This window comes from Acinetobacter gyllenbergii (genome assembly GCF_001682515.1).
GTDB lineage: Bacteria > Pseudomonadota > Gammaproteobacteria > Pseudomonadales > Moraxellaceae > Acinetobacter > Acinetobacter gyllenbergii.
Window position 1 is genome coordinate 1,211,837 of sequence record NZ_KV575261.1, and the last position, 22,108, is coordinate 1,233,944.

At 40.7% G+C, this 22,108-nt stretch carries 21 protein-coding genes; 11 read left to right on the plus strand and 10 right to left on the minus strand.

Annotated elements, in window-relative coordinates; translation table 11 throughout:
- Nucleotides 1–6 precede the first annotated feature (6 nt).
- The 4 genes from NG55_RS05935 to NG55_RS05950 all read right to left on the minus strand — a co-directional run bounded on the left by NG55_RS05935 (nucleotide 7) and on the right by NG55_RS05950 (nucleotide 4,988).
- Nucleotides 7–1,428: a phosphomannomutase/phosphoglucomutase gene (locus NG55_RS05935; RefSeq protein ID WP_065342671.1), complete on the minus strand. Its 1,422-nt coding sequence runs from the start codon at nucleotides 1,426–1,428 to the stop codon at nucleotides 7–9.
- A 194-nt stretch (nucleotides 1,429–1,622) separates the two neighbouring features.
- The gene (gene dut, locus NG55_RS05940) at nucleotides 1,623–2,075 is read right to left on the minus strand and encodes a dUTP diphosphatase (protein ID WP_005205429.1); all 453 of its coding nucleotides are present in this window, start codon (nucleotides 2,073–2,075) and stop codon (nucleotides 1,623–1,625) included.
- Between the two features lie 23 nt (nucleotides 2,076–2,098).
- Nucleotides 2,099–4,138, minus strand: a complete 2,040-nt coding sequence (gene rep, locus NG55_RS05945) for a DNA helicase Rep (RefSeq protein WP_016541959.1) — start codon at nucleotides 4,136–4,138, stop codon at nucleotides 2,099–2,101.
- A gap of 196 nt (nucleotides 4,139–4,334) precedes the next feature.
- Complete coding sequence (locus NG55_RS05950) at nucleotides 4,335–4,988, minus strand: YiaD family glycine zipper/OmpA-like lipoprotein (RefSeq protein ID WP_016541960.1); 654 nt, start codon at nucleotides 4,986–4,988, stop codon at nucleotides 4,335–4,337.
- A gap of 390 nt (nucleotides 4,989–5,378) precedes the next feature.
- Between NG55_RS05950 and NG55_RS05955 the strand changes: the two genes are divergently transcribed.
- The 7 genes from NG55_RS05955 to NG55_RS05985 all read left to right on the plus strand — a co-directional run bounded on the left by NG55_RS05955 (nucleotide 5,379) and on the right by NG55_RS05985 (nucleotide 10,484).
- Entirely contained in the window at nucleotides 5,379–6,293 is a 915-nt protein-coding gene (locus NG55_RS05955) for an acyltransferase (RefSeq protein WP_065342672.1), read from the plus strand.
- Nucleotides 6,294–6,320: 27 nt separating this feature from the next.
- Nucleotides 6,321–7,379, plus strand: coding sequence for a hypothetical protein (locus NG55_RS05960; RefSeq protein WP_016541962.1), 1,059 nt, complete (start codon nucleotides 6,321–6,323; stop codon nucleotides 7,377–7,379).
- Between the two features lie 117 nt (nucleotides 7,380–7,496).
- Nucleotides 7,497–8,216 carry a septum site-determining protein MinC gene (gene minC, locus NG55_RS05965; protein ID WP_004655177.1) on the plus strand — a complete coding sequence of 240 codons (720 nt, stop codon included), beginning with the start codon at nucleotides 7,497–7,499 and terminating at the stop codon, nucleotides 8,214–8,216.
- A gap of 73 nt (nucleotides 8,217–8,289) precedes the next feature.
- A complete protein-coding gene (minD, locus tag NG55_RS05970) occupies nucleotides 8,290–9,102 on the plus strand; it encodes a septum site-determining protein MinD (RefSeq protein WP_016541963.1) in 813 nt (270 codons plus the stop codon).
- Between the two features lie 2 nt (nucleotides 9,103–9,104).
- Nucleotides 9,105–9,377 carry a cell division topological specificity factor MinE gene (minE, locus tag NG55_RS05975; protein WP_004655180.1) on the plus strand — a complete coding sequence of 91 codons (273 nt, stop codon included), beginning with the start codon at nucleotides 9,105–9,107 and terminating at the stop codon, nucleotides 9,375–9,377.
- A gap of 123 nt (nucleotides 9,378–9,500) precedes the next feature.
- Complete coding sequence (locus NG55_RS05980; RefSeq protein ID WP_005150979.1) at nucleotides 9,501–9,788, plus strand: PA4642 family protein; 288 nt, start codon at nucleotides 9,501–9,503, stop codon at nucleotides 9,786–9,788.
- 159 nt (nucleotides 9,789–9,947) lie between these two features.
- A complete protein-coding gene (locus NG55_RS05985) occupies nucleotides 9,948–10,484 on the plus strand; it encodes a DUF4234 domain-containing protein (RefSeq protein ID WP_065342673.1) in 537 nt (178 codons plus the stop codon).
- A gap of 80 nt (nucleotides 10,485–10,564) precedes the next feature.
- Here NG55_RS05985 and NG55_RS05990 read toward each other — a convergent pair whose 3' ends face one another.
- Nucleotides 10,565–13,648 (minus strand): DNA translocase FtsK, encoded by a 3,084-nt coding sequence (locus tag NG55_RS05990; RefSeq protein ID WP_065342674.1) that lies wholly within the window; start codon nucleotides 13,646–13,648, stop codon nucleotides 10,565–10,567.
- Nucleotides 13,649–13,900: 252 nt separating this feature from the next.
- Between NG55_RS05990 and trxB the strand changes: the two genes are divergently transcribed.
- The 4 genes from trxB (at nucleotide 13,901) to NG55_RS06010 (ending at nucleotide 18,185) form a co-directional block, all read left to right on the plus strand.
- Nucleotides 13,901–14,851, plus strand: a complete 951-nt coding sequence (gene trxB, locus NG55_RS05995) for a thioredoxin-disulfide reductase (RefSeq protein WP_023270628.1) — start codon at nucleotides 13,901–13,903, stop codon at nucleotides 14,849–14,851.
- A gap of 115 nt (nucleotides 14,852–14,966) precedes the next feature.
- Entirely contained in the window at nucleotides 14,967–16,523 is a 1,557-nt protein-coding gene (locus NG55_RS06000) for a methyltransferase regulatory domain-containing protein (RefSeq protein WP_065342675.1), read from the plus strand.
- Between the two features lie 86 nt (nucleotides 16,524–16,609).
- The gene (gene aat, locus NG55_RS06005) at nucleotides 16,610–17,341 is read left to right on the plus strand and encodes a leucyl/phenylalanyl-tRNA--protein transferase (RefSeq protein ID WP_065342676.1); all 732 of its coding nucleotides are present in this window, start codon (nucleotides 16,610–16,612) and stop codon (nucleotides 17,339–17,341) included.
- 28 nt (nucleotides 17,342–17,369) lie between these two features.
- Nucleotides 17,370–18,185 (plus strand): arginyltransferase, encoded by an 816-nt coding sequence (locus NG55_RS06010; RefSeq protein ID WP_016541968.1) that lies wholly within the window; start codon nucleotides 17,370–17,372, stop codon nucleotides 18,183–18,185.
- Here the strand turns inward: NG55_RS06010 and rimI are convergent.
- From rimI to NG55_RS06035, 5 genes are all read right to left on the minus strand, one after another.
- Nucleotides 18,171–18,632, minus strand: a complete 462-nt coding sequence (rimI, locus tag NG55_RS06015; protein ID WP_171257924.1) for a ribosomal protein S18-alanine N-acetyltransferase — start codon at nucleotides 18,630–18,632, stop codon at nucleotides 18,171–18,173. The genes NG55_RS06010 and rimI overlap by 15 nt on opposite strands.
- A gap of 93 nt (nucleotides 18,633–18,725) precedes the next feature.
- Nucleotides 18,726–19,610, minus strand: coding sequence for a metal-dependent hydrolase (locus tag NG55_RS06020; protein WP_023270630.1), 885 nt, complete (start codon nucleotides 19,608–19,610; stop codon nucleotides 18,726–18,728).
- Between the two features lie 221 nt (nucleotides 19,611–19,831).
- A complete protein-coding gene (locus tag NG55_RS06025) occupies nucleotides 19,832–20,713 on the minus strand; it encodes a metal-dependent hydrolase (RefSeq protein WP_065342678.1) in 882 nt (293 codons plus the stop codon).
- Nucleotides 20,714–20,866: 153 nt separating this feature from the next.
- A complete protein-coding gene (locus NG55_RS06030; RefSeq protein ID WP_065342679.1) occupies nucleotides 20,867–21,592 on the minus strand; it encodes a hypothetical protein in 726 nt (241 codons plus the stop codon).
- Between the two features lie 56 nt (nucleotides 21,593–21,648).
- On the minus strand, nucleotides 21,649–22,108 hold a 460-nt coding region (locus NG55_RS06035; protein WP_081408964.1), incomplete at its 5' end, for an EF-Tu C-terminal domain-related protein.

The window sequence follows — 22,108 nt, forward strand, 5'->3', positions numbered from 1 at the left end:
TCCTTATTAAGCCAGTGCGAGTTCTTGTGCAATCTGCGGATATTGCGTTTGCAACATAGAAACAAAGGTCTGACGAATTTCAATTAATCGGGTTTGATTATCTGCATCAAACCGCACGGTAAAATATTCGCCAGTATTTGATGCTCGAATAATGCCAAATCCATCGTCAAAATCAAGTCTTACACCATCAATTTTACTTAAACGAGCGCCCAAACGATGACTTAAAATTTCAATATCATTTAAAACCTGTTGTGGATTGACATCATGGGTACTGATATAGGTGTCTTCAGTACAGTAGCGTTCTGGGTAAGCCTCCAATAATTCAGATAGGTTGGCTGCGCTAGATTGGGTCAGGTACTCCATCACTCTCAATGCGGCATATAGCCCATCGTCATAGCCAAAGCCACGACCATCATTAAACACATAATGGCCAGCATACTCACCACCAAAGACCGCTGTCCCTTGAGATTGAGACAGATAAGCACGCAAGAAACTACTGCCTGTACGAATCATTTTGGCTTGCCCAGCTAATCGTTGTACCGTATCTGCCACCATACTTGAGCATTTCACATCAAATACAATTTCTTTATGTGGATGCTGTTGCAAACAAATCTGGGCAAATAACGACAATAAGCGATCAGGGCTGATGATATGTGCATTCTCGTCCAGTAAAACCACACGATCACCATCACCATCTAAAGCAATCCCAAGATCGGCTTTTTCAGCCACGATAGCAGCTTGTAACTTGCTTAAATGCTCAGCATGGGAGGGATCTGGGGCATGGTCTGGAAAATGACCATTGGCATCACAACGTAAAGCAATTGCCGTACAGCCTAGTTTTTCTAAAACCAATTTGGCACACCGCCCAGCCGAACCATTTAATCCATCTAGTACCACTTTTAAAGGACGTGCTAACTGAATATCAGTCAGTAATGATTGCTGATATTGCAAACAGTATTTAGAAATAATCTGATGTGTCAAATTTTCTGAAAGCTGTGAATCATTTCGATGTATTAACGAAATCTGTGCAAATTGCCCAACTTGCTGAATAACTTCAGGTGTAGGTGGTTCTCCTTTTAGAATCCATTTAATTCCATTATCAGACTTTGGATTATGGCTTGCGGTCACCATAATCCCATTGCCACCAAAATCACGAGCAATGTAATACATCATTGGCGATGAACAACAGCCAATATTAATGACCTTTAATCCTTGCTGTTCAAAGATTTGTTGAATGATATGAGCATAAGCTGGGCTGGTTAAACGTGCGTCATAACCAATCACCACATCTGTCTGTTCAGCATTTTTATATTGTGCAGCTAAAGCATAGGCAATCGAGCTAATAATATTTGGTGTTAAATTACTGAGCTTTCCGCGAATATCATAAGCACGGAAAATACTTAGCGGAAATGTATGTTGTATATTCACTGTAAGCCCCTATTTTTATAATCTTATGATCCATAAAAAAAGCAGAAACTATTAAGAAATTAATTAACCCTTATTCAGCAAAATTAAAATAATGAATCAGCTGCTTTGTAATATATATCGAGGCAACAATCAATATGAAAAATGCAACGTTTTTCAGCAAAACATTGCATTTAAAGTGATAATTACTGAAAAGTTTATTGTTTTCCAGTGTGTCCAAAGCCACCCGCACCACGCTCAGTCGCAACAAATTCGCTCACTTGTTCGAACTCTGCCTGTACCACTGGAACCAAGACATATTGCGCTAAACGCTCACCTGGTTCTAAACGGAAGCTATTTTGTCCACGGTTCCAAACTGACACCATGAGCTCTCCCTGATAATCAGAATCAATCAAACCCACCAAGTTACCTAACACAATCCCATGTTTATGACCGAGACCTGAACGCGGTAAAATCAAACCCGCAAAGTTTGGATCTTCGATATAAATCGCCAAGCCAGTTTTCACTAAAACGGTTTCACCCGCAGCAATCTCAATTGCTTCATCTAAACAAGCACGTAAATCTAAACCTGCTGAACCTGTGGTTGCATAAGAAGGCAAAGCCCACTCTTGACCTAAACGGGCATCTAATACTTTAACTTGAACTTTCATTAAAATTTCCTACTTACAATTTCTTAACGTTTCAATAATGCTTTTAAATTGGCAAGGTATTGCTGAGCTTGTTCTTTTGGATCGACATTCGGCGCCAGTTTCTTTTTACGGCCATGCCACTCCAGATCATCTTGCGGCATTTCATCCAAGAAGCGGCTTGGCGTCATTTGACGCATTTGCCCGCCATTCTTACGTTGCTCTGCCAAAGTCAGGGTCAAACCTTGACGCGCACGAGTAATGCCTACATACATCAAACGGCGTTCTTCTTCGATGGTTTCCGATGCAATCGAATTCTTATGTGGCAACAACTCTTCTTCTAGGCCAATCATATACACATAAGGAAACTCCAAACCTTTGGCGGCATGCAAGGTTAGTAAGTTCACTTTATCGGTGTCTTCTTCTTCCTGTTGCTGTTCGAGCATATCCAACAGCACTAGTTTACGAATCACGCTTTCAATATTTTTCTCATCGACATCATCGGTACGATTCAATAAATTTTGAATACTGCTATATAAACTTTCGACACTGTCGAGCTTGGTTTTCTCTTGCGCAGGAGTCGCTGCCTGCTCACGGATATAGTCGATATAACCGGCTTCGTTGATCATCTGACGCACTTTCGGCATCGGCTCATCATCATCAAGCAATTCACGGGTGAAGGTCGCGATAAAATCAGCGAACTCATGTAATTGTGTTGCAGCTTTTTTCGGTAACACCATACTTAGACGCTGATCAGACGATGCCGTTAATAAAGACAAGGTATTTTCTTGGGCAAATAAACCGAGTTTCTCTAACGTGACTGGACCAATCGCGCGTTTTGGCGTATTGATAATACGTAAGAAAGCACTGTCATCTTCTGGGTTAATGATGAGACGTAAATAGCTCATCACATCCTTAATTTCAGCGCGTGCGAAGAAGGATTGACCGCCTGACAACTTATACGGAATTTGCATCTGACGCAGTTGGGTTTCAATCACACGCGCTTGGAAGTTACCACGGTACAACACCGCATAATCTTTCCAGTTTTTACCATTCATCAGTTTATGCGTGATCAGGTCTTTCACCACACGTTCCGCTTCATCATCATCATTCAAACAGGTAATGACACGAATGGTTTCACCGTGACCTTTATCACTCCACAATTTCTTATCGAAAATATGCGGATTATTTTCAATCACAGCATTCGCCGCTTTTAAGATACGACTGGTCGAGCGATAGTTCTGTTCCAGCTTAATCACTTTGAGATTATGAAAATCGTCTTTTAACAAAGCCATATTTTCAGGCTTTGCACCACGCCAAGCATAGATGGATTGGTCATCATCACCTACCGCAGTAAACTGCCCCATCACCCCAACCAACAGCTTCACTAAGGTATATTGTGCTGTGTTGGTATCTTGATATTCATCCACCAATAAATAACGAACACGGTTCTGCCATTTGTCACGCACTTCTGCATTTTCCTGAAGCAAACGTGTTGGCATCACGATCAAGTCATCAAAGTCTACGGCGTTATAGGCACGTAAGTTACGCTCATAGAGTTGATATAGGTGGGCAAACTGAACATCTTCAACCGTTTCACAAGTTGAGTGTGCTTGTTCGGGGACAATCAGATCATTTTTCCAGTCTGAAATTTTCTTCATCGCCTTGGCAAGAAGTTCTTTGCTCTCAGCACCCGATAAATTGTCACGCTGCATCAAATCCATCAAGATTCGTTTACAGTCATCGGCATCTAAAATCGAAAAATTGTTTTTAAGCGGTAAATGTTTTAATTCAAGACGGAGTAAATTTAAACCAAAGGTATGGAAAGTAGAGACCGAAAGCCCCTTTGCTTCTTCACGTGACAGCAGTTTTCCGACACGCTCTTTCATTTCACGAGCGGCTTTATTGGTAAAAGTCATTGCAGTAATACGATAGGCAGGAATACCACACTGCTGCACTAAAAAGGCAACTTTTCGGGTAATTACAGAGGTTTTGCCTGAACCTGCACCTGCAAGTACCAACAATGGCCCCTGAACATATTTCATGGCCTCAAGTTGCTTGTCATTAAGTTGACTGGCAGATGACATGGTTATACCTCTCTCGTTTCCGAGCCTGATTTTTCGAGCACAATTATAGACATCTCTGTTTTAGAATCCCAATAGTAAATCTAGCGATATGTATAAATTATGATGCCTTATCCAAATAACACGCCGTAGCTTGTCGCCTATTTTGATCTGCAATAAAAAAACCACCCGAAGGTGGCTTTTTTGAAATCAGTAAAAATTACTGTTTAGCATAAATGCTGATTTCTACACGGCGGTTTTGCTCTTTACCAGCAGCAGTCGCGTTTGAAGCGATTGGGTTCGCTGAACCTAAACCTTGCGCATCGATACGGCTACCAGAAATGCCTTGACCAGCTAAATAGTTTTTCACTGATTGAGCACGTGCTTGAGATAATGGGATATTGATTGAATCATTACCCGTGTTATCTGTATAACCTGTTACTAAGATCGCACTCTTGTTATCTTCACCTAAAGTTTGCGCTACTTTATTTAAAGTACCGTAGAAGTTAGGTTTGATGTTTGATTTGTTAGTATCAAACGTGATGCTACCTGGCATGATTAATTGAACCGAACCATCTGGGTTACGACCAACTTCTACACCAGTACCCGCCATTTGTTCACGTAATTTTTTCTCTTTGTTATCGAGATATAAACCACCAGCTGCACCAAGTACCGCACCAATTGCTGCAGCACGGTTGTTTTGCTTACTTGTATTTGCGTTACCCTTAGATACACCGTAACCTGCTGCTGCACCAATTAACGCACCTAAAGCAGATTTATCGTATTCAACGCCACCGATGTTATTACCAGTCGTTTGGCAACCAGAAAGTACCAATCCAGCCCCTACGAGTGTTGAAATTACTAATGCACGCATTGCGTTGCTCCTGTCTATGTATTTTGTTGTCTGGACAAATGATGAATGAGAAAATGGCGCTAGACCATTGATTTTTTGTTAATAATAAACACTTTATTAGTAGTTTTGTAATATTTTGATGCATTTTACTTGATCACGCCAACATAATTTCTTCATTGTTATGCTTCTCTCAGAATAAAACCATAGTGAGACTCACATCACAAAATAAAAGCGCGCAATTTACAAGCAAACTTGACAATATAGTCTCTATCTCTTACCAATAAAAACCAATCTACGCATTTGAATCTATAAAAAATGTCAATATCTGAAAATATACAGTTGTATTTCAACATCTGTTGTTTATAGTTGGAACATCTCTTTTTTCAAACATATGCACTCAAGGTTCGATTTATGGCTACCGCTAATAAAAAAGCATCCCTATTGCAAAAAGTCAGTAAAGGATTAACCGTTAGTTCAGTGATTACAGGCAGCACCTTTTTTCATGGTCCTCCCGTACTGGCACTCGGTCTCACTAAATTATTTAAAAAATCAGCCAAAGTGGATGAAACCAATATTCAAATTACCAACAGTTGGTTAGGGGTAAACAACTGGTTAATTGACAATGTCCTGCCAAATTTACAATGGGACATTAGTATTGATGAACAACTTGATCTGAATTTGCAGGGACGATACTTGATGATGTGTAATCATCAAAGTTGGGTCGATACGACGGTGAATCAGTATTTTGGTTTAACTCGTATGCCCCTCACCCGTTTCTTTACCAAGTGGGAACTTATTTTTATTCCTTTTGTGGGACAAGCCTTTAAAATTTTGGGCTTCCCAATGATGAAACGGCATAGCAAAGAACAAATTGCCAAAAATCCAGAGCTGAAATCACGAGACATGCTGGAAGCGCGTAAAGCCTGTGAGCAGTTGCTGAGTCAACCGTTTACCTTATTAAATTATTTAGAAGGCACCCGCTTTACTGTTGAAAAACATGCTGCACAGCAATCCCCATTTCAAAATCTCCTTAAACCCAAAGCGGGAGGCCTCGCTTTAGCACTCAATATTCTGGGGGATCAAATTGATGCCTTGGTGGATATGACCATTGTCTATCCTGATGGTGCACCTGGTTATGGTGAGTTTTGGTTGGGAGATGTCTCTCGTATCGCCGTCGATTTACGCAAAATAGAAATTCCAGACTGGGTCCTCGGTGGCAATTATGAAGATGATCCTGTTTACCGTGAACGTTTCCAAAAATGGGTCGATCAAATCTGGACTGAAAAAGACCAGCTGATTTCACAAATGAAAGCAAAATATAATTAATATTCTCATCAGGAATTGAGTAAAGACATGACCCAACAGGACTCAGGACAAAACTCTAAATATAACTATGTCAATCCGAACAGTGTGTTTTTCAAGCTGTTCCTCGTCTATGACATTTTCATGGTGTTTATTATTGTTTTTAACTTGTTCTGCTTAGGTATGAACTTTTTCCTGATGAGTAATATCGGGGCATGGTTTTTCAACTTTATTCATCTCTCCAGTGTGCTGGATTTTTATCGCACCCATTTACACCCTTGGGTGATTACCACTGAAGCATGGTTCATTATCTTTTTGATTGTTGAACTGGTTGTGCGCTGGATTATTTCGATTGCACAAAAGCATCATGCTCGTTGGTGGTTTTTCCCCTTTATTCACTGGTATGAAATCTTAGCCATTATTCCACATTTACGTTTTTTACGTTTATTCCGTGCTGGAATTATCGCTTATCGACTCCATGAACTCGGTTATAAAGTTGTCCCCGATGGCATTCGTATCAAAGCTCTATTCTATTATCGTGTGGTGATGGAAGAGCTGTCTGATCGTGTTGTGATTACGGTGATTGATGGCATTCGACACGAATTACAAACCAGCTCTAGCCATAAAAAAATTATTCATGATCTGGTCGATCATCATCGACAACTCTTTACCGTGACACTGAGCTCAATGTTACAAGAGTCCTTGGCGACCGCATTACAACAACAGCAACCCGTGATCACTCAAAAAGTCGGTATTATTGTCAATCAAGCCATTGAAGATACCCCTGAGCTCACCCAATTGTTGCGCCTGATCCCGATTGTGGGTGGACGTATCGAACAACAAATACAAAGTATCGGACAACGCTTAGGTGAAAACATCAGTGCAGGTTTAATTGAACCATTTACTTCTGGTTCAGCACAAAGACCGAATGAAAATTATCAATATATTGCACAACAGGTCAGTGAGCTAAATATTGACAATCACTACCTAGAAGAATTGGTCGAATCCGTCGTATTTGAAAGCCTTGAAGCGATTCGTAAACAGGTCAAAGTCAAACAATGGCAGCAAACTTTGCAAGAATCTGATCAATTGGATAAAAAAGCAGAATGATTACAAGAAAAATTACCAATCAAGCTAGAGAATTCGTGTAATTTGTTCTAGCATTTGCTTTTATTTACAACACGCTTCAACACAATAGAGCGCTTAAAAAGCCCTGAAGGATAAATTATGGCTGATATACGGATTACGGGCAGAATGGTGAATTTTAGTCGTCTGACTTTTGACACTAATGACCATAATGCAATCCGACAGCAACTGAGTAGTACACTGAATGAAGGTTCTTATGTTGGTACACTCGTCATTATTGACAGTACCGTAGAACAAGAGCTGATTGCGTTAATTCAGCTTTTAATTGATTTAGGTTTACAACCGATGGCCGTCATTGATGGCATTTTGGGTGATGAAGCTCGGGCGATCCAATTCCCTGTTCTACCTGCCGATCAGCCCTTACAGCGCATCAAGGCATCTAAAGAACAAGTGGTTGATCATGCTCCTGTAAAAACAGCGGATAATGCTGCAATACAAACACCACAAAAAAACACATCGAATGCATATATCACCTCTTATCATGATGAGATTTTGCGGACAGGCCAATGTTTGGTCCAAGATCAAGGCGATATTATCCTAAATGCGGGCATGAATAGTGGATCAGAAGTGATTGCTTCTGGAAATATTCACATTTATGGCAATGCTCGTGGTAGAGTCATTGCAGGTGCAGGTGGGCAAGCTGCAGCACGTATTTTCTGTCACTCTTTAGAAGCAGAATTAATCTCGATTGCAGGAACCTATTGTGTAGCAGATGATATTCCCAAAGATATGATCAAAAAGCCTGTACATATTTATTTAAATAACAAGCAAGAACTTGAATTTGAAGCCTTGCAGTTTTAATTTATTGAATTGAGTTTTAAAGCACCAAATAAGCCCTTTTAGGGGCGTATGACCATAAATAGGAGTGGATTCGGTGGCCAAAATTGTTGTCGTAACGTCAGGCAAAGGTGGTGTAGGTAAAACTACAACAAGCGCATCTTTTGCAACAGGTTTAGCCCTACGTGGTCATAAAACTGTTGTGATTGATTTCGATGTAGGTTTACGTAATCTAGATTTGATCATGGGCTGCGAACGCCGCGTTGTTTATGATTTCGTCAATGTCATTAATAATGAAGCACGCTTACAACAAGCGCTGATCCGTGATAAAGATATTGAAAACTTGTACATTCTCCCTGCATCACAAACCCGTGATAAAGATGCCTTGAGCGATGAAGGTGTTGCACGTGTGATTGATGAACTTTCTCAAGAGTTCGATTACATCATCTGTGACTCACCAGCCGGTATTGAGCGCGGTGCGATTTTAGCAATGTATCATGCTGATGAAGCCATCATTGTTACCAACCCTGAAATCTCATCGGTTCGTGACTCAGACCGTATTATTGGCATGCTCGATAGCAAGACCAAGAAAGTTGAACAAAACGAAGGTCGTATTCGTAAGCATCTATGTATCACGCGTTTCAACCCTGAACGTGCTGATCGTCAAGAAATGCTTACGATTGACGATATTTCTAAAGATATTTTACGAGTGCCGACATTGGGCGTCATTCCTGAGTGTCCAAGCGTACTTCAAGCATCAAACGAAGGTAAGCCAGTGATTCTGTATGCAGAAGAAAAAGCAGGTCAAGCCTATGATGACTTAGTGGCTCGCTTCCTTGGTGAAGACCGTCCTTATCGACACATTGCAGTACAGCCAAAAGGTTGGTTAGCTAGACTATTTGGAGCGTAATTATGGCAGGATTCTGGAGTAAACTTTTTAGCAGTGATGAAAAACCATCAAGTGCACAAACTGCCAAAGATCGTTTAAAGGTGATTGTTGCCTCTGAACAAGGTTTAGGTCGTCGCCTAGGCCAAGACAAAATCGACCAAATGAAAAAAGAAATCATGCAGGTGGTGAGTCGTTATGTTCGTGGTGTGGATGAACAGCATATTCAAATGCAAGTTCGTTCAGAAGCAAATATCGAAATGTTAGAAATGAATATCAATTTACCTGAAGATCGATAGCAGTTTTTTCATTAGCGATTTTTCGCAAATAAAGGCAAAATACGCGAGTGGAATTGGAAAGCATGGCTTTCCCCCACTTCAAGGATTTTGCCTTTATTATTTTATAAGACTGAGGAGATTGTCATGGCATTATCACAGCCAGCAACTTTCAATGAAGAATGGTCAGATGAGCGTGTGTTTGCCTACCTTAACCAACTTCCTCCAACTGGCGTAAATGCTGACTTTCATGTGCTTTATCATGCATTCAAACATATGCGCCCAAATGACTATGAGCGCTTGATTACCCAGTTTTTGGCAGATGGTCGTGACTTGAATGCAACCAACCCTGAAGGACAGCGCATTCATGATGTGATTGCTCAATTCCCACGTCAAAAAGATGGCTTCTTAGAAGTTTTAGCAAAATTTGCTTAAGTACTTCTCGAATAAAGCCACATAATGTATCTGTACTACTTATACTCAGACTTTCAATTATGTGGCATCATCTAAAGACTGCCATCTAACTATTTTTCAATTTATTAAAATAAGACCAAAACAATTCTATTTTCAGCAACCTATTTTCCAAGAAAGACAATGACAAACTCAGACACTGATTTAATTGAAGCCCCACCAATAAAACACCACCTTGCTGATCTGAAAATTATCAGCATGAAGAAGTTTATCGTCTTATCCATCATTTCTTTTGGTTTATATCAAATTTGGTGGATGTTTAAAGCATGGCGATTTTTTGCAATCAAAGATAATTTAAAAATTATGCCTGCCGTGCGTGCCATTTTTTCAATCTTCTTCTTATATTCGCTGTTTAATAAGATTCAAAGCTATGCCCAAGAAAATGGCTATACGCGATCATTCTCAGCAGCATGGATGTTTGTTGGCTATCTACTCATAACATTTGCCTGTAATCTGCCTGATCCTTATTGGTTGATTAGCCTATTCAATTTTATTTTCATGATTCCTGCTTTTGTTGCATTTAACTATGCCAAAACACAGTCTGATGAAGTTAATAGCCTAATCCAAGAAAAGTTTAGTACTGCACATGTGGTTGTCATTATTATTGGCTCACTATTGTGGCTATTAGTACTCGCGGGCCTATTGATGGGATCAGCATAAAGTAATATCGTTTGCCCTAACCTAAAGATTAATCAATAAAAAAGCCTCTATCAATAGAGGCTTTTTTTAGCAGATAATTTCTAAACCAGAATATCCCGCTTACCATTGGCACCCATTGAGCTGACAATGCCATTCTCTTCCATTTGGTCGATAATGCGCGCCGCACGGTTATAACCTAAGCTAAATTTACGTTGTAGCGATGAGGTCGATGCTTTACGTGTCTCTAAAACGAACGATACACATTGATCGTACAGCGCATCACGACTTGGATCACCATCACCATCTTCAAAACCACGTGAGCTTGGCTCTTCATCAAATGGCGTCAGGATTTCATCAACATAATCCGGCTCACCACGTTCACGCCAAGCATCACAAATACGGTTCACTTCATCATCGCTAATAAAGGCACCATGCACACGCTCAGGCTCGATTTTACCAGGCCCTAAGAACAACATATCACCATGACCGAGCAAGTCTTCTGCGCCACCTGCATCAAGGATTGTACGTGAGTCAATTTTACTGTTTACGCGCAATGCAACACGGGTTGGAATATTGGCTTTAATCAAACCTGTAATCACGTCAACCGAAGGACGTTGTGTTGCAAGCAGTAAGTGAATCCCTGCGGCACGCGATTTCTGTGCCAAACGGGTAATCATTTCTTCCGCTTTTTTACCGACCTGCATGATCATGTCAGCAAACTCATCCGCAACAATCACAATCGACGGTAACGGCGTCAAACGCGGTGCACGCTCACCGACAACCGAATCACTGGCTTTCCATGTTGGATCAATAAGGTCTTCACCATTGGCAATCGCTTCTTCGACCTTACGGTTATAGTCGCTCAACTTACGAATTTTCAAGAAGGACATCAATTTATAACGGCGTTCCATCTCATTGACACACCAGTTTAAAGCACTGACCGCATCTTTCATGTCAGTGACTACAGGCGTTAATAAGTGTGGAATATCGTTATAGTTAGCCAATTCGAGCTGTTTCGGATCGATCAGAATCAAACGTAACTGATCAGGTGTGTACTTCAATAACATCGAAAGGATCATCGAGTTCACGGCAACCGACTTACCAGAACCTGTGGTCCCCGCAACCAGCATATGTGGCGCTTTACCGAGGTCAGTAATGACAGGATTACCTGAGATATCTTTACCCATCGCCATAGAGAGCAAACCCGCAGGGTCTTCAAAAGCTGGCGTTTTCAATAACTCAATCAACCGTACCATTTCACGGCTACTATTCGGCACTTCAATTCCGATATATGGTTTTCCTGCAATCACTTCAACCACACGGACAGATGCCATCGACATTGAACGTGCTAGATCGCGTGAAATGTTGGTCACTTTAGAGGCTTTTACACCTGGTGCAAGATCCAGTTCAAAGCGTGTTACGACGGGTCCTGGCTGGGCTTCGACCACCTGAGCCTTCACATTAAACTCTTGTAGTTTAATCTCTAAAAGCTCAGAAAGACGTGCGAGTTGCTCAGCGGTAAAATTGACCTTTTTGTTTGGATCAACTTCATCCAGCAATTCCAGACCTGGTAAAGTCGGTAGATCACGGCGTTTTTGCGCAACTTGCATGGCACGTGACATCGGACGACCAAATGCATCTGTTAACGGCGCATCCAGATCAAAATCATCTTCAATATCTAAATCCACATCTGGATCAGCTTTACCTGCCGTTTCTTGCCATGCTTCGAGAAAGGCTTCTTTAGACAGGGTTTCTTTCGGCGCCGCTGAAACCTCAATCGGTGCTTTTACAAAAGCAGAGGATTGCGCATAACTTGTGCTTCGAGCAGGCACTTGTTTAGGCTCTTCTTCAACCATAAGATCGCTAAAATCGTCTGCTTGCTGCCCAGTGATGCGATGAACATCCTCTTGGATAGGATGTATTACATTTTGAATCGGTGCAGTCTCAGGCTGTACAGCTGCTGGTCTTGCAGATTCATTAATCAATGCTTCGATATCTGCTTCAAATTCGACCTCAGTAACCTGAGGGGCAGAATGTGCCTGAGGCTCTTGGGTAAATGGGGTATGTAAGTCTGTCGCCGTCTTACTATTTGGAACAGCAGCCAATAACTCATCAAAGATTTGGTCATCATTCCAATCTAAATTACTGTGGTTGGTCGTCTGCGTTGCAACATGTGCAGTAGGCGCTGCATAGGGATGAGCCGCATTGGCAGAATCATCCGCCGCTCTTAATAAGGCATCAATCTCTTGCTTATGACTTGCATCATCGCGTTGCAATGCACGCCACACTTCACCAGTTTGCACCAAACGCTGGCTTTCATTTTCAAATTGATGCGCGCGCTGTAAGGTTTGCTCAAAATCTTCAAGTTGTTCCGCTGGTGCGGGTTGAGTACTTTGTTGCTGTTCTTTCGCAACCACATCAGCGAACAGTTTTTCTGCCATCAACTGATGATGAGAATCATCAATTTTAATCAGTTTTGCCTGAACCTGATTGGTTTTAGCTTCTTCGGTTTCAGACGTTGGTTCAGACGCTTTTTGGGGTTTATTCTTAATTGCTGGTGTATCAGCGGCTGCCAATTGCTCAGTCAGGTCATACGCAGACTCATGCTGAGGTACATTTTTATAAAATAAATCTTGTAAATAAGCAGGCGTATTTTTCAATGTAGCCCAGGTCTTGTTCCACTGAATCCCAAAAGCTAAGGTCAGTAATAAGATACTGAATGCAAGTAGGAACAAGGTTGCGCCATAAATGGTCAGTAATTGCGATAAGCTCTGTCCCAATTCATAACCAATGATTCCTCCAGCCGCATTGTCCAAGGTATCTGCTGGTGTATTCCAGTGCAGATATAAGAGGCTGGAAATGGACAGGATCAAGAAAAACTGGGCAGCATAACGAAATGGACGGTTAAGAAAGCTTCTTGGCCACCAGACTTGAATGGCTTCAATAAACAAAAATAAAGGAATCAGCAAGCTTGCCCATCCCAAGAAACCGAACAGTAAATCTGCGATCCAAGCGCCTGCTACACCGCTGGCGTTTGAAACCTGCTGGGTATCACTGGAAATGTGCATCCAACCCGGATCAAACGGTGTATAGGTTACTGTGGCAAGAAATAAATAAATGCCAAAAGAAATCAAAAATAATGTCATTAAAAAGCGTTGTGCATAAACACTTGACACCGCAGTCATATACAGTCCTGTAACCCGATTCGTTATTTGTTGGTATCTTTTAAGGTCTAAATTACCTTAATCAATAAGTTTTATATTATGCACTCGTTCTTACAAAAAAGATGCACGATTGTTTACTGTTGTTGTTAACATCCTGCTCGGATATAGCTCAATTCGATTGAGTTAATCAATATTATCCCGATGGATTTAAACCACTCCCCGCTGGATTCACGTATAATTTTAGCAGTTTTGATATAAAAAGGATGTTCTTTAATGAGCGCTCGTCACTCACGATTAATTATTTTGGGTTCTGGTCCTGCAGGCTATAGCGCAGCAGTATATGCAGCTCGTGCTAACCTCAAGCCAACACTGATTGCAGGTTTGCAACTCGGTGGTCAATTAACAACGACCACTGAAGTTGACAACTGGCCAGGTGACCCAGAAGGATTAACCGGTCCTGTGCTTATGGAACGTATGCAAGCACATGCAGAACGTTTCGGCACAGAAATCGTCTACGATCACATCAATGAAGTAGACCTGAATACTCGTCCATTCGTTCTCAAAGGCGATATGGAAGAGTACACATGTGATGCGTTGATTATTGCAACAGGTGCAACTGCACAATATTTAGGGCTTGAATCTGAAGCTGCATTTATGGGCCAAGGCGTGAGCGCATGTGCAACCTGTGATGGTTTCTTCTATAAGAACCAAAATGTCATGGTGGTGGGTGGTGGTAACACTGCAGTTGAAGAAGCACTTTATCTTTCTAATATTGCAGCGCATGTGACCCTTGTTCACCGTCGTGACAGCTTACGTTCTGAAAAGATTTTGCAAGATCATCTTTTTGCCAAAGAAAAAGAAGGCAAAATCAGTATTATCTGGAACCATCAAGTGGATGAAGTCTTGGGTGATAAAACTGGTGTAACTGCAGTTCGTATCCAATCAACACAAGATGCAAGCACTCAAGACATTCAAGTTCAAGGCTTGTTTGTTGCAATCGGACATAAGCCAAATACAGGCATGTTTGATGGTCAATTGAATCTACGTGATGGCTATATCCAAGTGCATAGTGGCACTGCGGGCAACGCCACTGCTGCCTCTGTAGAAGGTGTATTTGCTGCAGGTGATGTCGCAGATAGTATCTACCGCCAAGCCATTACTTCAGCAGGTTCAGGCTGTATGGCAGCCTTAGATGCAGAGAAATATCTCGATAATTTAAACTAATTAGGCCAATATTAGGAAACCACCAATCTTTGGTGGTTTTTTTTTGCCAGTATCCATACAATCAAAAAATGACGACTTTTTAAACACATCAACGATCAGTCTATAGGATATTTCAATGACAACGACCTGGACGAATGGCTACCAAACAGAAGTAAATTATACCTACGGTTATTATCGAGACCTCAGCCCGAATTTCCAAAAGTTTTGCTTACTTTTAAATGGTATCGATAGTCCTGACTTTCAGGAAAATCACCATCATTGCGAACTTGGTTTTGGACAAGGTGTGAGTATCAATATTCATGCGACCTGTAATGAAGCGGCATTTCACGGGACGGACTTTAACCCTGCCCATGCCGCACATGCCAATCAACTGGCTGAACAGAGTCAGACCGAACATTATTTCTATGATGACAGTTTTGAAGAGTTGTTGAATCGTTCTGACCTCCCCATGTTTGACTCCATCAGTCTGCATGGTATCTGGAGCTGGATTAGTTATGAAAATCAGTACATTATTCTCAAATTTATCCGAAAATTCCTAAAACCCAACGGGATTGTCTATATCAGCTATAACTGCGTTACTGGTTGGGCAGCCAATATGCCAATTCGCGAGTTGTTCCATAGCCACTTTAAATTCAACAGTAAAAGTACCAATCCACTGCAAAAGGTCAATGAGGCCCTCACCTTCAGTGAAGATCTACTTAAACAGAATCCAATTTTTGCGCAACGTAATCCCAATGCCGTACAAAAAGTCGCTGATTTAAAACAGCAAAATCCGAATTATTTGATTCACGAATATCTGAATCAAGATTGGCAATGTTTTTCTTTCCAGCAAATTGTCCGTATTCTGGATGAAATCAAGTTATCCTATGCGGGTTCTACCGATTTAAGTACTCATCTCGATAACATTAATTTTTCAGAACAGCATCAAGCTTTTTTGAATGAAATTGAACACCCTATTTTTAAAGAACAATGTCGCGACTATTTTGCCAACACCCAATTTAGACGTGATTTATTTATTCGAGGTAAAAACAACCTCACCCCACTACAAGTACAAGAACGACTACGTAAAACTGCTTTTGTATTGCTCACCGCCAAAGAGCAACTCCCAACCAGTATCAGTGGACTGTTAGGCACCTTCAATTTAATTGAGGAAATTTACCAACCGATTGGTGATAAGTTCGCACAGGAAAACTATCAGGCACTGACCGTTGCTGAACTTGAACAAAGCTTACCGACATTAAGCTATGCAAAAATCCTCAATGCCCTGGTGATTTTATCGCATTTAGGCTTGGCACAACCTTGCCAAAGCTTGGAACCCAAACAACAGACACTAGAGCAATGTCAGCGCCTGAACCATTATTTACTCAAACAAGCCAGTTTTCACCAGAACTATAATGTGCTGATCAGCCCAATTACTGGTATTGGCATCCCGACGGAACATTTCCATCAATTGTTCTATCGCGCACATTTTATTGATGGTTTAGAGTCAGCAAGTGAATTTGCACAATATGTACAAGATGCAATCAGCCAACTCAATTGGTTGGTCTTAGATAAAGATGGCAAAACCGTCTCTGACCAAGAAAAAAGTCTTGAAATTATTCAAGGTAAAGCACAAATTTTCTTGGACAGCAAAAAACTACAGATTGCGAAACAGCTGCGCTTATTTAGTTAAAGCTGTTTTGGGAATGGCAACGACAAAGATTGCCATTCCCGATAACTTCAGTTAGCTTAGAATGAGTCTGATTGATTTCTTCCACTATGCAACAACTCCCACCCTCACACTATATTTTTCCCAATCCAATCGAAGCCGATCCTGAAGGACAAGGATTTATCTGTATTGGCGCCGACCTTCACCCTTCTACCTTATTCGAAGCCTATACGCATGGATTATTTCCATGGTTCAATGAAGATGAACCGATTTGTTGGTGGAGTCCTGAACCCCGTTGCATTATCGAACCACATGCTTACAAACCGAGTAAATCCTTGCTTCGGAATATGAAGAAACATGATTATCGAATTACCATTAACCGTGCCTTTGAAGATGTGATTCGTTCTTGTTCATTGCCTCGAAGCTATGCCAATGAAACATGGATCAGTGAAGATATCATCGAAGGCTATTGTGCATTATTCCAAGCAGGATATGCGTACAGTGTTGAAGTCTGGCAGCAGGATAAATTGGTTGGCGGACTCTATGGTGTCAGTATTGGTAAAGGCTGCTTTGGGGAGTCGATGTTTAGTACCGAAACCGATGTTTCCAAGATGGCTTTTTATACCCTAATGCTGATTGGACAGGAAAATCAGTTGCCATGGATTGACTGTCAATTGGTCAATGATCATCTTTTAAGCCTTGGTGCACGTACACTTTCTCGCCAAGACTATCTTAAATCGTTACAAGATGTAATTATTGCCCCCTCTATCAATTGGAAAAGTTATCAAGAACGTGTATTTTCAAGTAAAACAATAGCAGTTTTTGCAAAATTAGACGGTTAACGGATTAGCACCTTGGAGGGACAGATTAATGAAATCATATCAACCCAAGTCCCTTTTAAATGACTTACAGTACTATATTACGCCGCCACACGATTGTAGTTATCTTGATAACAAATCGGCGCGGATGGTGTTTTTAGATCCAATTCACCGTATTGATGTGGTGACCTTGTCAGAACTTTCTCGTGTCGGGTTTCGTCGTAGTGGCGATTTTGTCTACCGCCCTGAATGTCATCTGTGTCGCCAGTGTTTATCCTGTCGTGTTCCTGTTCAAGAATTTAAAATGAACAGCAGCCAAAAAAAGGCATGGAAACGCAATCAAGATTTGCAAATGAGTATTTTGCCAACATCGCAAGCAACTCAGCAGCATTATGATCTGTACGAACGTTATATCAATGAACGTCATGCAGATGGCGATATGTACCCAGCCAGCCTAGACCAGTTTGAAAAATTTCTGGTGCATAGCTGCACAGAAAGCTTCTTTATCGAATTATGGAAAGATCAAAAACTGATTGCTGTTTCAACCTGCGACTTAATGGATGATGGACTTTCAGCAGTCTATACCTTCTTTGATCCAGATGAACAACGTCGCTCACTCGGCGTTTTTGCCATTCTCAAACAAATCGAGTATGTACGTACCCTAAATCTAGACTATCTTTACCTCGGTTATTGGGTACCACATTCATCCAAAATGAATTATAAATCGCAATATACGCCACTGGAATTATTGCTCGATGGACAATGGCGTCGCCTCAATCGCCCACTTTCAGACCATGAAATCCATCAGCTCGGCAATTCATTGATGAGTACACTGCCTTCCGAGTGGAACAATTTAATTATTAAATAACGCTGCAAAATCATCCGTGCATGTCTTGACCATAATCACGGCATGCTCTCTCGAGCCATCAGGGTTTGGATAATAATTCTTACGTAAGTCAATTTGATGAAAACCTGTTTTTTCATACAAACCAATGGCAGCAGTATTACTTTCACGCACTTCTAAAAAAATCTGGATCGGATTATTTTTTAATTGCTGAATGGAGTCATCCAATAACGTATAACCGAGTCCCCGCCCTTGTTGACTCGGGTGAATCGCCATTAATAATAAATTTGCTTCATCCAAGACCGGCTGCAGAATACAAAATCCTACGACCTGATTAGCTTGTTCATAAACCGTGCATTGATACGAGGCTAAAGATTCCTGAAACTGTTGTTTACTCCAAGGATGGGTTTGCACCAAGCGCTCAATTGCAGCAACACTATCCAAATCGCTTTCCTGCATCAATCGAATCACGATCTATCACTCTATAAAATACTGCTGCAGATTATCCGCAATTTAAAGCAAAATTTGAATAAAAAAATGGGCAGTTTTGACTGCCCGTTGAAGTTAACTCAAATTAAAACCTAATTCAGCACGCCATTTATTCAGCAACTCAGTCGTATCCTGATCATTTGGATGAAACTTCGGCCTTAAAAAATCTAATAAGGTCGGGATTTGACGGGTCATAAATCCTTTATAACCATACATAAATTTGATCATGTATTTGGTATCACGCCATGTCAGCTTGCCATCAGTTTGTAGAAGTTTTGCGGTGAAATAAGATTGGGTAATAAAGATGAGACCCATTGCAATGACCAGAGCCAGTGAACGCATAAAATAGGCTTTAGGACCTTGACCATACATGGCTTCATACACATCAAAAGCGACCGCCTTATGTTCATTTTCTTCAACCGCATGCCACATCCATAAATGGTACATGGTTTGATCCATAAACATCGCTTGGATGTCTGGATTGCTTAACAACTCTTCTGCAATGGTTGAGGTAAAATGTTCTAATGCACAGGTCCCAGTAAGTCCGATCATCTCTTTACTAAAACCAAAAGGTTTAAGGATTTTTGAAGCAACACCAACGGTACGATTGATTAAACGACCTGTTTGCCCTTCCATTTCACGCACAGCATAACCATAGGCCTGTGCTGAAGCATTAAATGCAAGATGTTCTTTGGAATGCATGGCTTCTTGACCAATAAATGCACTGATCTCTTTCTGAAGTCGCTCATCTGCAAGTTTGGGATCATTTCGTACTGCACGAGTACTGTTCACAAAGAATTGCTCACCTTCTGGAAACAGTGCTGAAAGCGCAGTCATAAAATGAGTTAAAGCAGCATCACCATTGGCCCAATAACGTGGCACCTCACCAAATTCAAAATCCATTCGGCGTACAGGGAAACTGGCGCCAGCTCGGTTTGAAATATTGACTTTAGCATTCATACCTTGTTCTCCTATCCGTGAATATTCTGCATAAACCATCGTTGATACTTCTTTTATACGCCCTTTTCAGTGCATCGAATAAGTGCAAATAAGGTCAGAAAAGCATCATCTTAGGACATGTCATCACGTTGAAAATTATGTATGAAATGAACGATTAAAATAAAAAAGGGACAATATTTATTGTCCCTTTTCAGGAGTAACCAGGTCAGAATAAAGAACGTTTACAGACCCAATTTTGCCTTCCAATCTTGCAACAACTGTACGGTATCTAAATCATTTGGATGGAAACCAGGCTTAAAGTACGCCAACATTTCACCCGCCATTCCAGAGATAATTCCTTTCGATGGACTATAGGCATATTGATAAATCATACCCAATTCTTTCAGGTTTAATTTTCCATCATCTTTCAAGAGCTTTAAGACAAATGAAGATTGAGTGAGGAAAATTGCAACCATCGAAACAACCAGTGCAGTATTACGTAATGCGTATGCTTTTACGCCACGACCAAAAATTTCCTCATATACATCATAAGCAACTGCTTTATGCTCATTTTCTTCTACCGCATGCCATAACCACATATATTCCATGGTCTTGTCTTGCATCAATGCTTGAATATGCGGGTTACGCAATAATTCTGAAGCAATGGTCGCAGTAAAGTGTTCAAGTGCTGTCGTTGCCGTCAAATCCACCATTTCTTGTGTCATACCAAAGGGCTTGACCAATTTAGCAAATAGTTTACGACCCGTTTGAATCACAACGCCAGTTCTTCTTTCCAATGTTTCAACATCATGCCCATATTTCTGAGCGGAAGCATTAAAGTTCACATGCTCTTGCGTGTGCATCGCCTCTTGACCAATAAAAGCACTGATTTCTTTTTGCAGTTTTTCATTGTCTTTAATCGCTGGGTGATAACGTACAGCACGCACTGAGTCGATAAATAGTTTTTCACCATCTGGAAACAATGCAGATAAGCCTGTCATAAAGTGAGTTAAACCGGCAGAACCACTGACCCAATATTCAGGAACTTCATTAAAATCAAAATTCATACGACGTACTGGGAAACTTGCACCTGCACGATTCGAAACATTTACTTTAGCATTCATGCTGCCTACTCCTTTTCAGTGGAATATCTCCACTGAGCACTTTTGTTCGTTTTCTTGAGTTTTATATTACGTTTTTATGCGAATCAATTAAGTGCAGTTTGGGACAGCGTGCTATCAGTTTAGGACAGCTTTTAGCGAAAATTATCAGACAATCTAACCTCCGTGTATAAAACGATACTGATGGTATATAAATAAACAAACACCAATCAAAAATATAGTCACTATTCCAAATACCCACCTTCTATTCCTCTTTTTCAGATGTTCAACATCGTGATCAAAATTGAAATGTTCGGGATGTATATTAAGTTGATAGTAAATCTCAGGAGAGACTGTAATATCAGGTCGCTGTTGACGTACGCGCTTAAAGAACTCACAAGCAAGTTCATGTGAGTTTTTAATTATATATTCGCCAAGAAATCCACCTAATTGAAAATATAATTGTTCGACGATAACTTTATTTGTATTTGCAGTATTGAGATAAACATAAAGCGAAATTGGTAAGTTGGAATAATTAACAAGATAAATATCAGGATGTGATCTATTTGAATCATGACTTAGTTGACTGAATAAAATTGATCTTTTCCTTCCACTGAATAAATGATAATGAAATCCAAAATCATCAATTGAGTAGCTGCAAATTTGGTTCTTAAAGAGGATTCTTGCGCTTACAACTTTAAAGACATACCACCAAATCAAAGTACTTAATCCAAAAGACAATATGATGAAAAATAAAAAGTATGTTTCAAGCCATTGATATGATTTACAAAAAGTGATGGGCAACATGATCATTATATTAATAGAACATGTAAATAAAACGAAATAAACTACACGTAAACAATAGGTTATTTTCTTATTGGGTATAGATTTTAATGTATTCATATTTTTTCCAATAAAAAAAACACCCCAAAGGGGTGTTTTTTTATCACTCTAAGCGATTATGCAGTTACTTTAGCAACAACACCAGCGCCTACAGTACGACCACCTTCACGGATCGCAAAACGTAGACCTGGGTCCATTGCGATCGGGTGGATTAACTCTACTGACATTTCTACGTTGTCACCAGGCATAACCATTTCAACGCCATCTTGTAATTTGATCGCGCCAGTTACGTCAGTTGTACGGAAGTAGAACTGTGGACGGTAACCGTTAAGGAATGGAGTGTGACGACCACCTTCTTCTTTAGAAAGTACGTATACTTCTGCATCGAATTTAGTGTGCGGCTTGATTGTACCTGGTTTAGCAAGTACTTGACCACGTTGTACGTCTTCACGCTTAGTACCACGAAGTAAGATACCACAGTTCTCACCAGCACGGCCTTCGTCAAGAAGTTTACGGAACATCTCAACGCCAGTTACAGTTGTCTTAACCGTATCTTTGATACCTACGATTTCAACT

Excerpts from the sequence above, each read along its gene's own strand:
- NG55_RS06010 (WP_016541968.1), top strand. The coding sequence starts at position 17,370 with ATGAAATCATATCAACCCAAGTCCCTTTTAAATGACTTACAGTACTAT.
- dut (WP_005205429.1), bottom strand. The coding sequence starts at position 2,075 with ATGAAAGTTCAAGTTAAAGTATTAGATGCCCGTTTAGGTCAAGAGTGG.
- NG55_RS05955 (WP_065342672.1), top strand. The coding sequence starts at position 5,379 with ATGGCTACCGCTAATAAAAAAGCATCCCTATTGCAAAAAGTCAGTAAA.
- minC (WP_004655177.1), top strand. The coding sequence starts at position 7,497 with ATGGCTGATATACGGATTACGGGCAGAATGGTGAATTTTAGTCGTCTG.
- NG55_RS06025 (WP_065342678.1), bottom strand. The coding sequence starts at position 20,713 with ATGAATGCTAAAGTAAATGTTTCGAATCGTGCAGGTGCAAGTTTCCCA.
- NG55_RS05980 (WP_005150979.1), top strand. The coding sequence starts at position 9,501 with ATGGCATTATCACAGCCAGCAACTTTCAATGAAGAATGGTCAGATGAG.
- NG55_RS06000 (WP_065342675.1), top strand. The coding sequence starts at position 14,967 with ATGACAACGACCTGGACGAATGGCTACCAAACAGAAGTAAATTATACC.
- NG55_RS06020 (WP_023270630.1), bottom strand. The coding sequence starts at position 19,610 with ATGAATGCTAAAGTCAATATTTCAAACCGAGCTGGCGCCAGTTTCCCT.
- trxB (WP_023270628.1), top strand. The coding sequence starts at position 13,901 with ATGAGCGCTCGTCACTCACGATTAATTATTTTGGGTTCTGGTCCTGCA.
- NG55_RS05950 (WP_016541960.1), bottom strand. The coding sequence starts at position 4,988 with ATGCGTGCATTAGTAATTTCAACACTCGTAGGGGCTGGATTGGTACTT.
- NG55_RS05990 (WP_065342674.1), bottom strand. The coding sequence starts at position 13,648 with ATGACTGCGGTGTCAAGTGTTTATGCACAACGCTTTTTAATGACATTA.
- NG55_RS05960 (WP_016541962.1), top strand. The coding sequence starts at position 6,321 with ATGACCCAACAGGACTCAGGACAAAACTCTAAATATAACTATGTCAAT.
- minE (WP_004655180.1), top strand. The coding sequence starts at position 9,105 with ATGGCAGGATTCTGGAGTAAACTTTTTAGCAGTGATGAAAAACCATCA.
- NG55_RS06030 (WP_065342679.1), bottom strand. The coding sequence starts at position 21,592 with ATGAATACATTAAAATCTATACCCAATAAGAAAATAACCTATTGTTTA.
- aat (WP_065342676.1), top strand. The coding sequence starts at position 16,610 with ATGCAACAACTCCCACCCTCACACTATATTTTTCCCAATCCAATCGAA.
- rep (WP_016541959.1), bottom strand. The coding sequence starts at position 4,138 with ATGTCATCTGCCAGTCAACTTAATGACAAGCAACTTGAGGCCATGAAA.
- NG55_RS05985 (WP_065342673.1), top strand. The coding sequence starts at position 9,948 with ATGACAAACTCAGACACTGATTTAATTGAAGCCCCACCAATAAAACAC.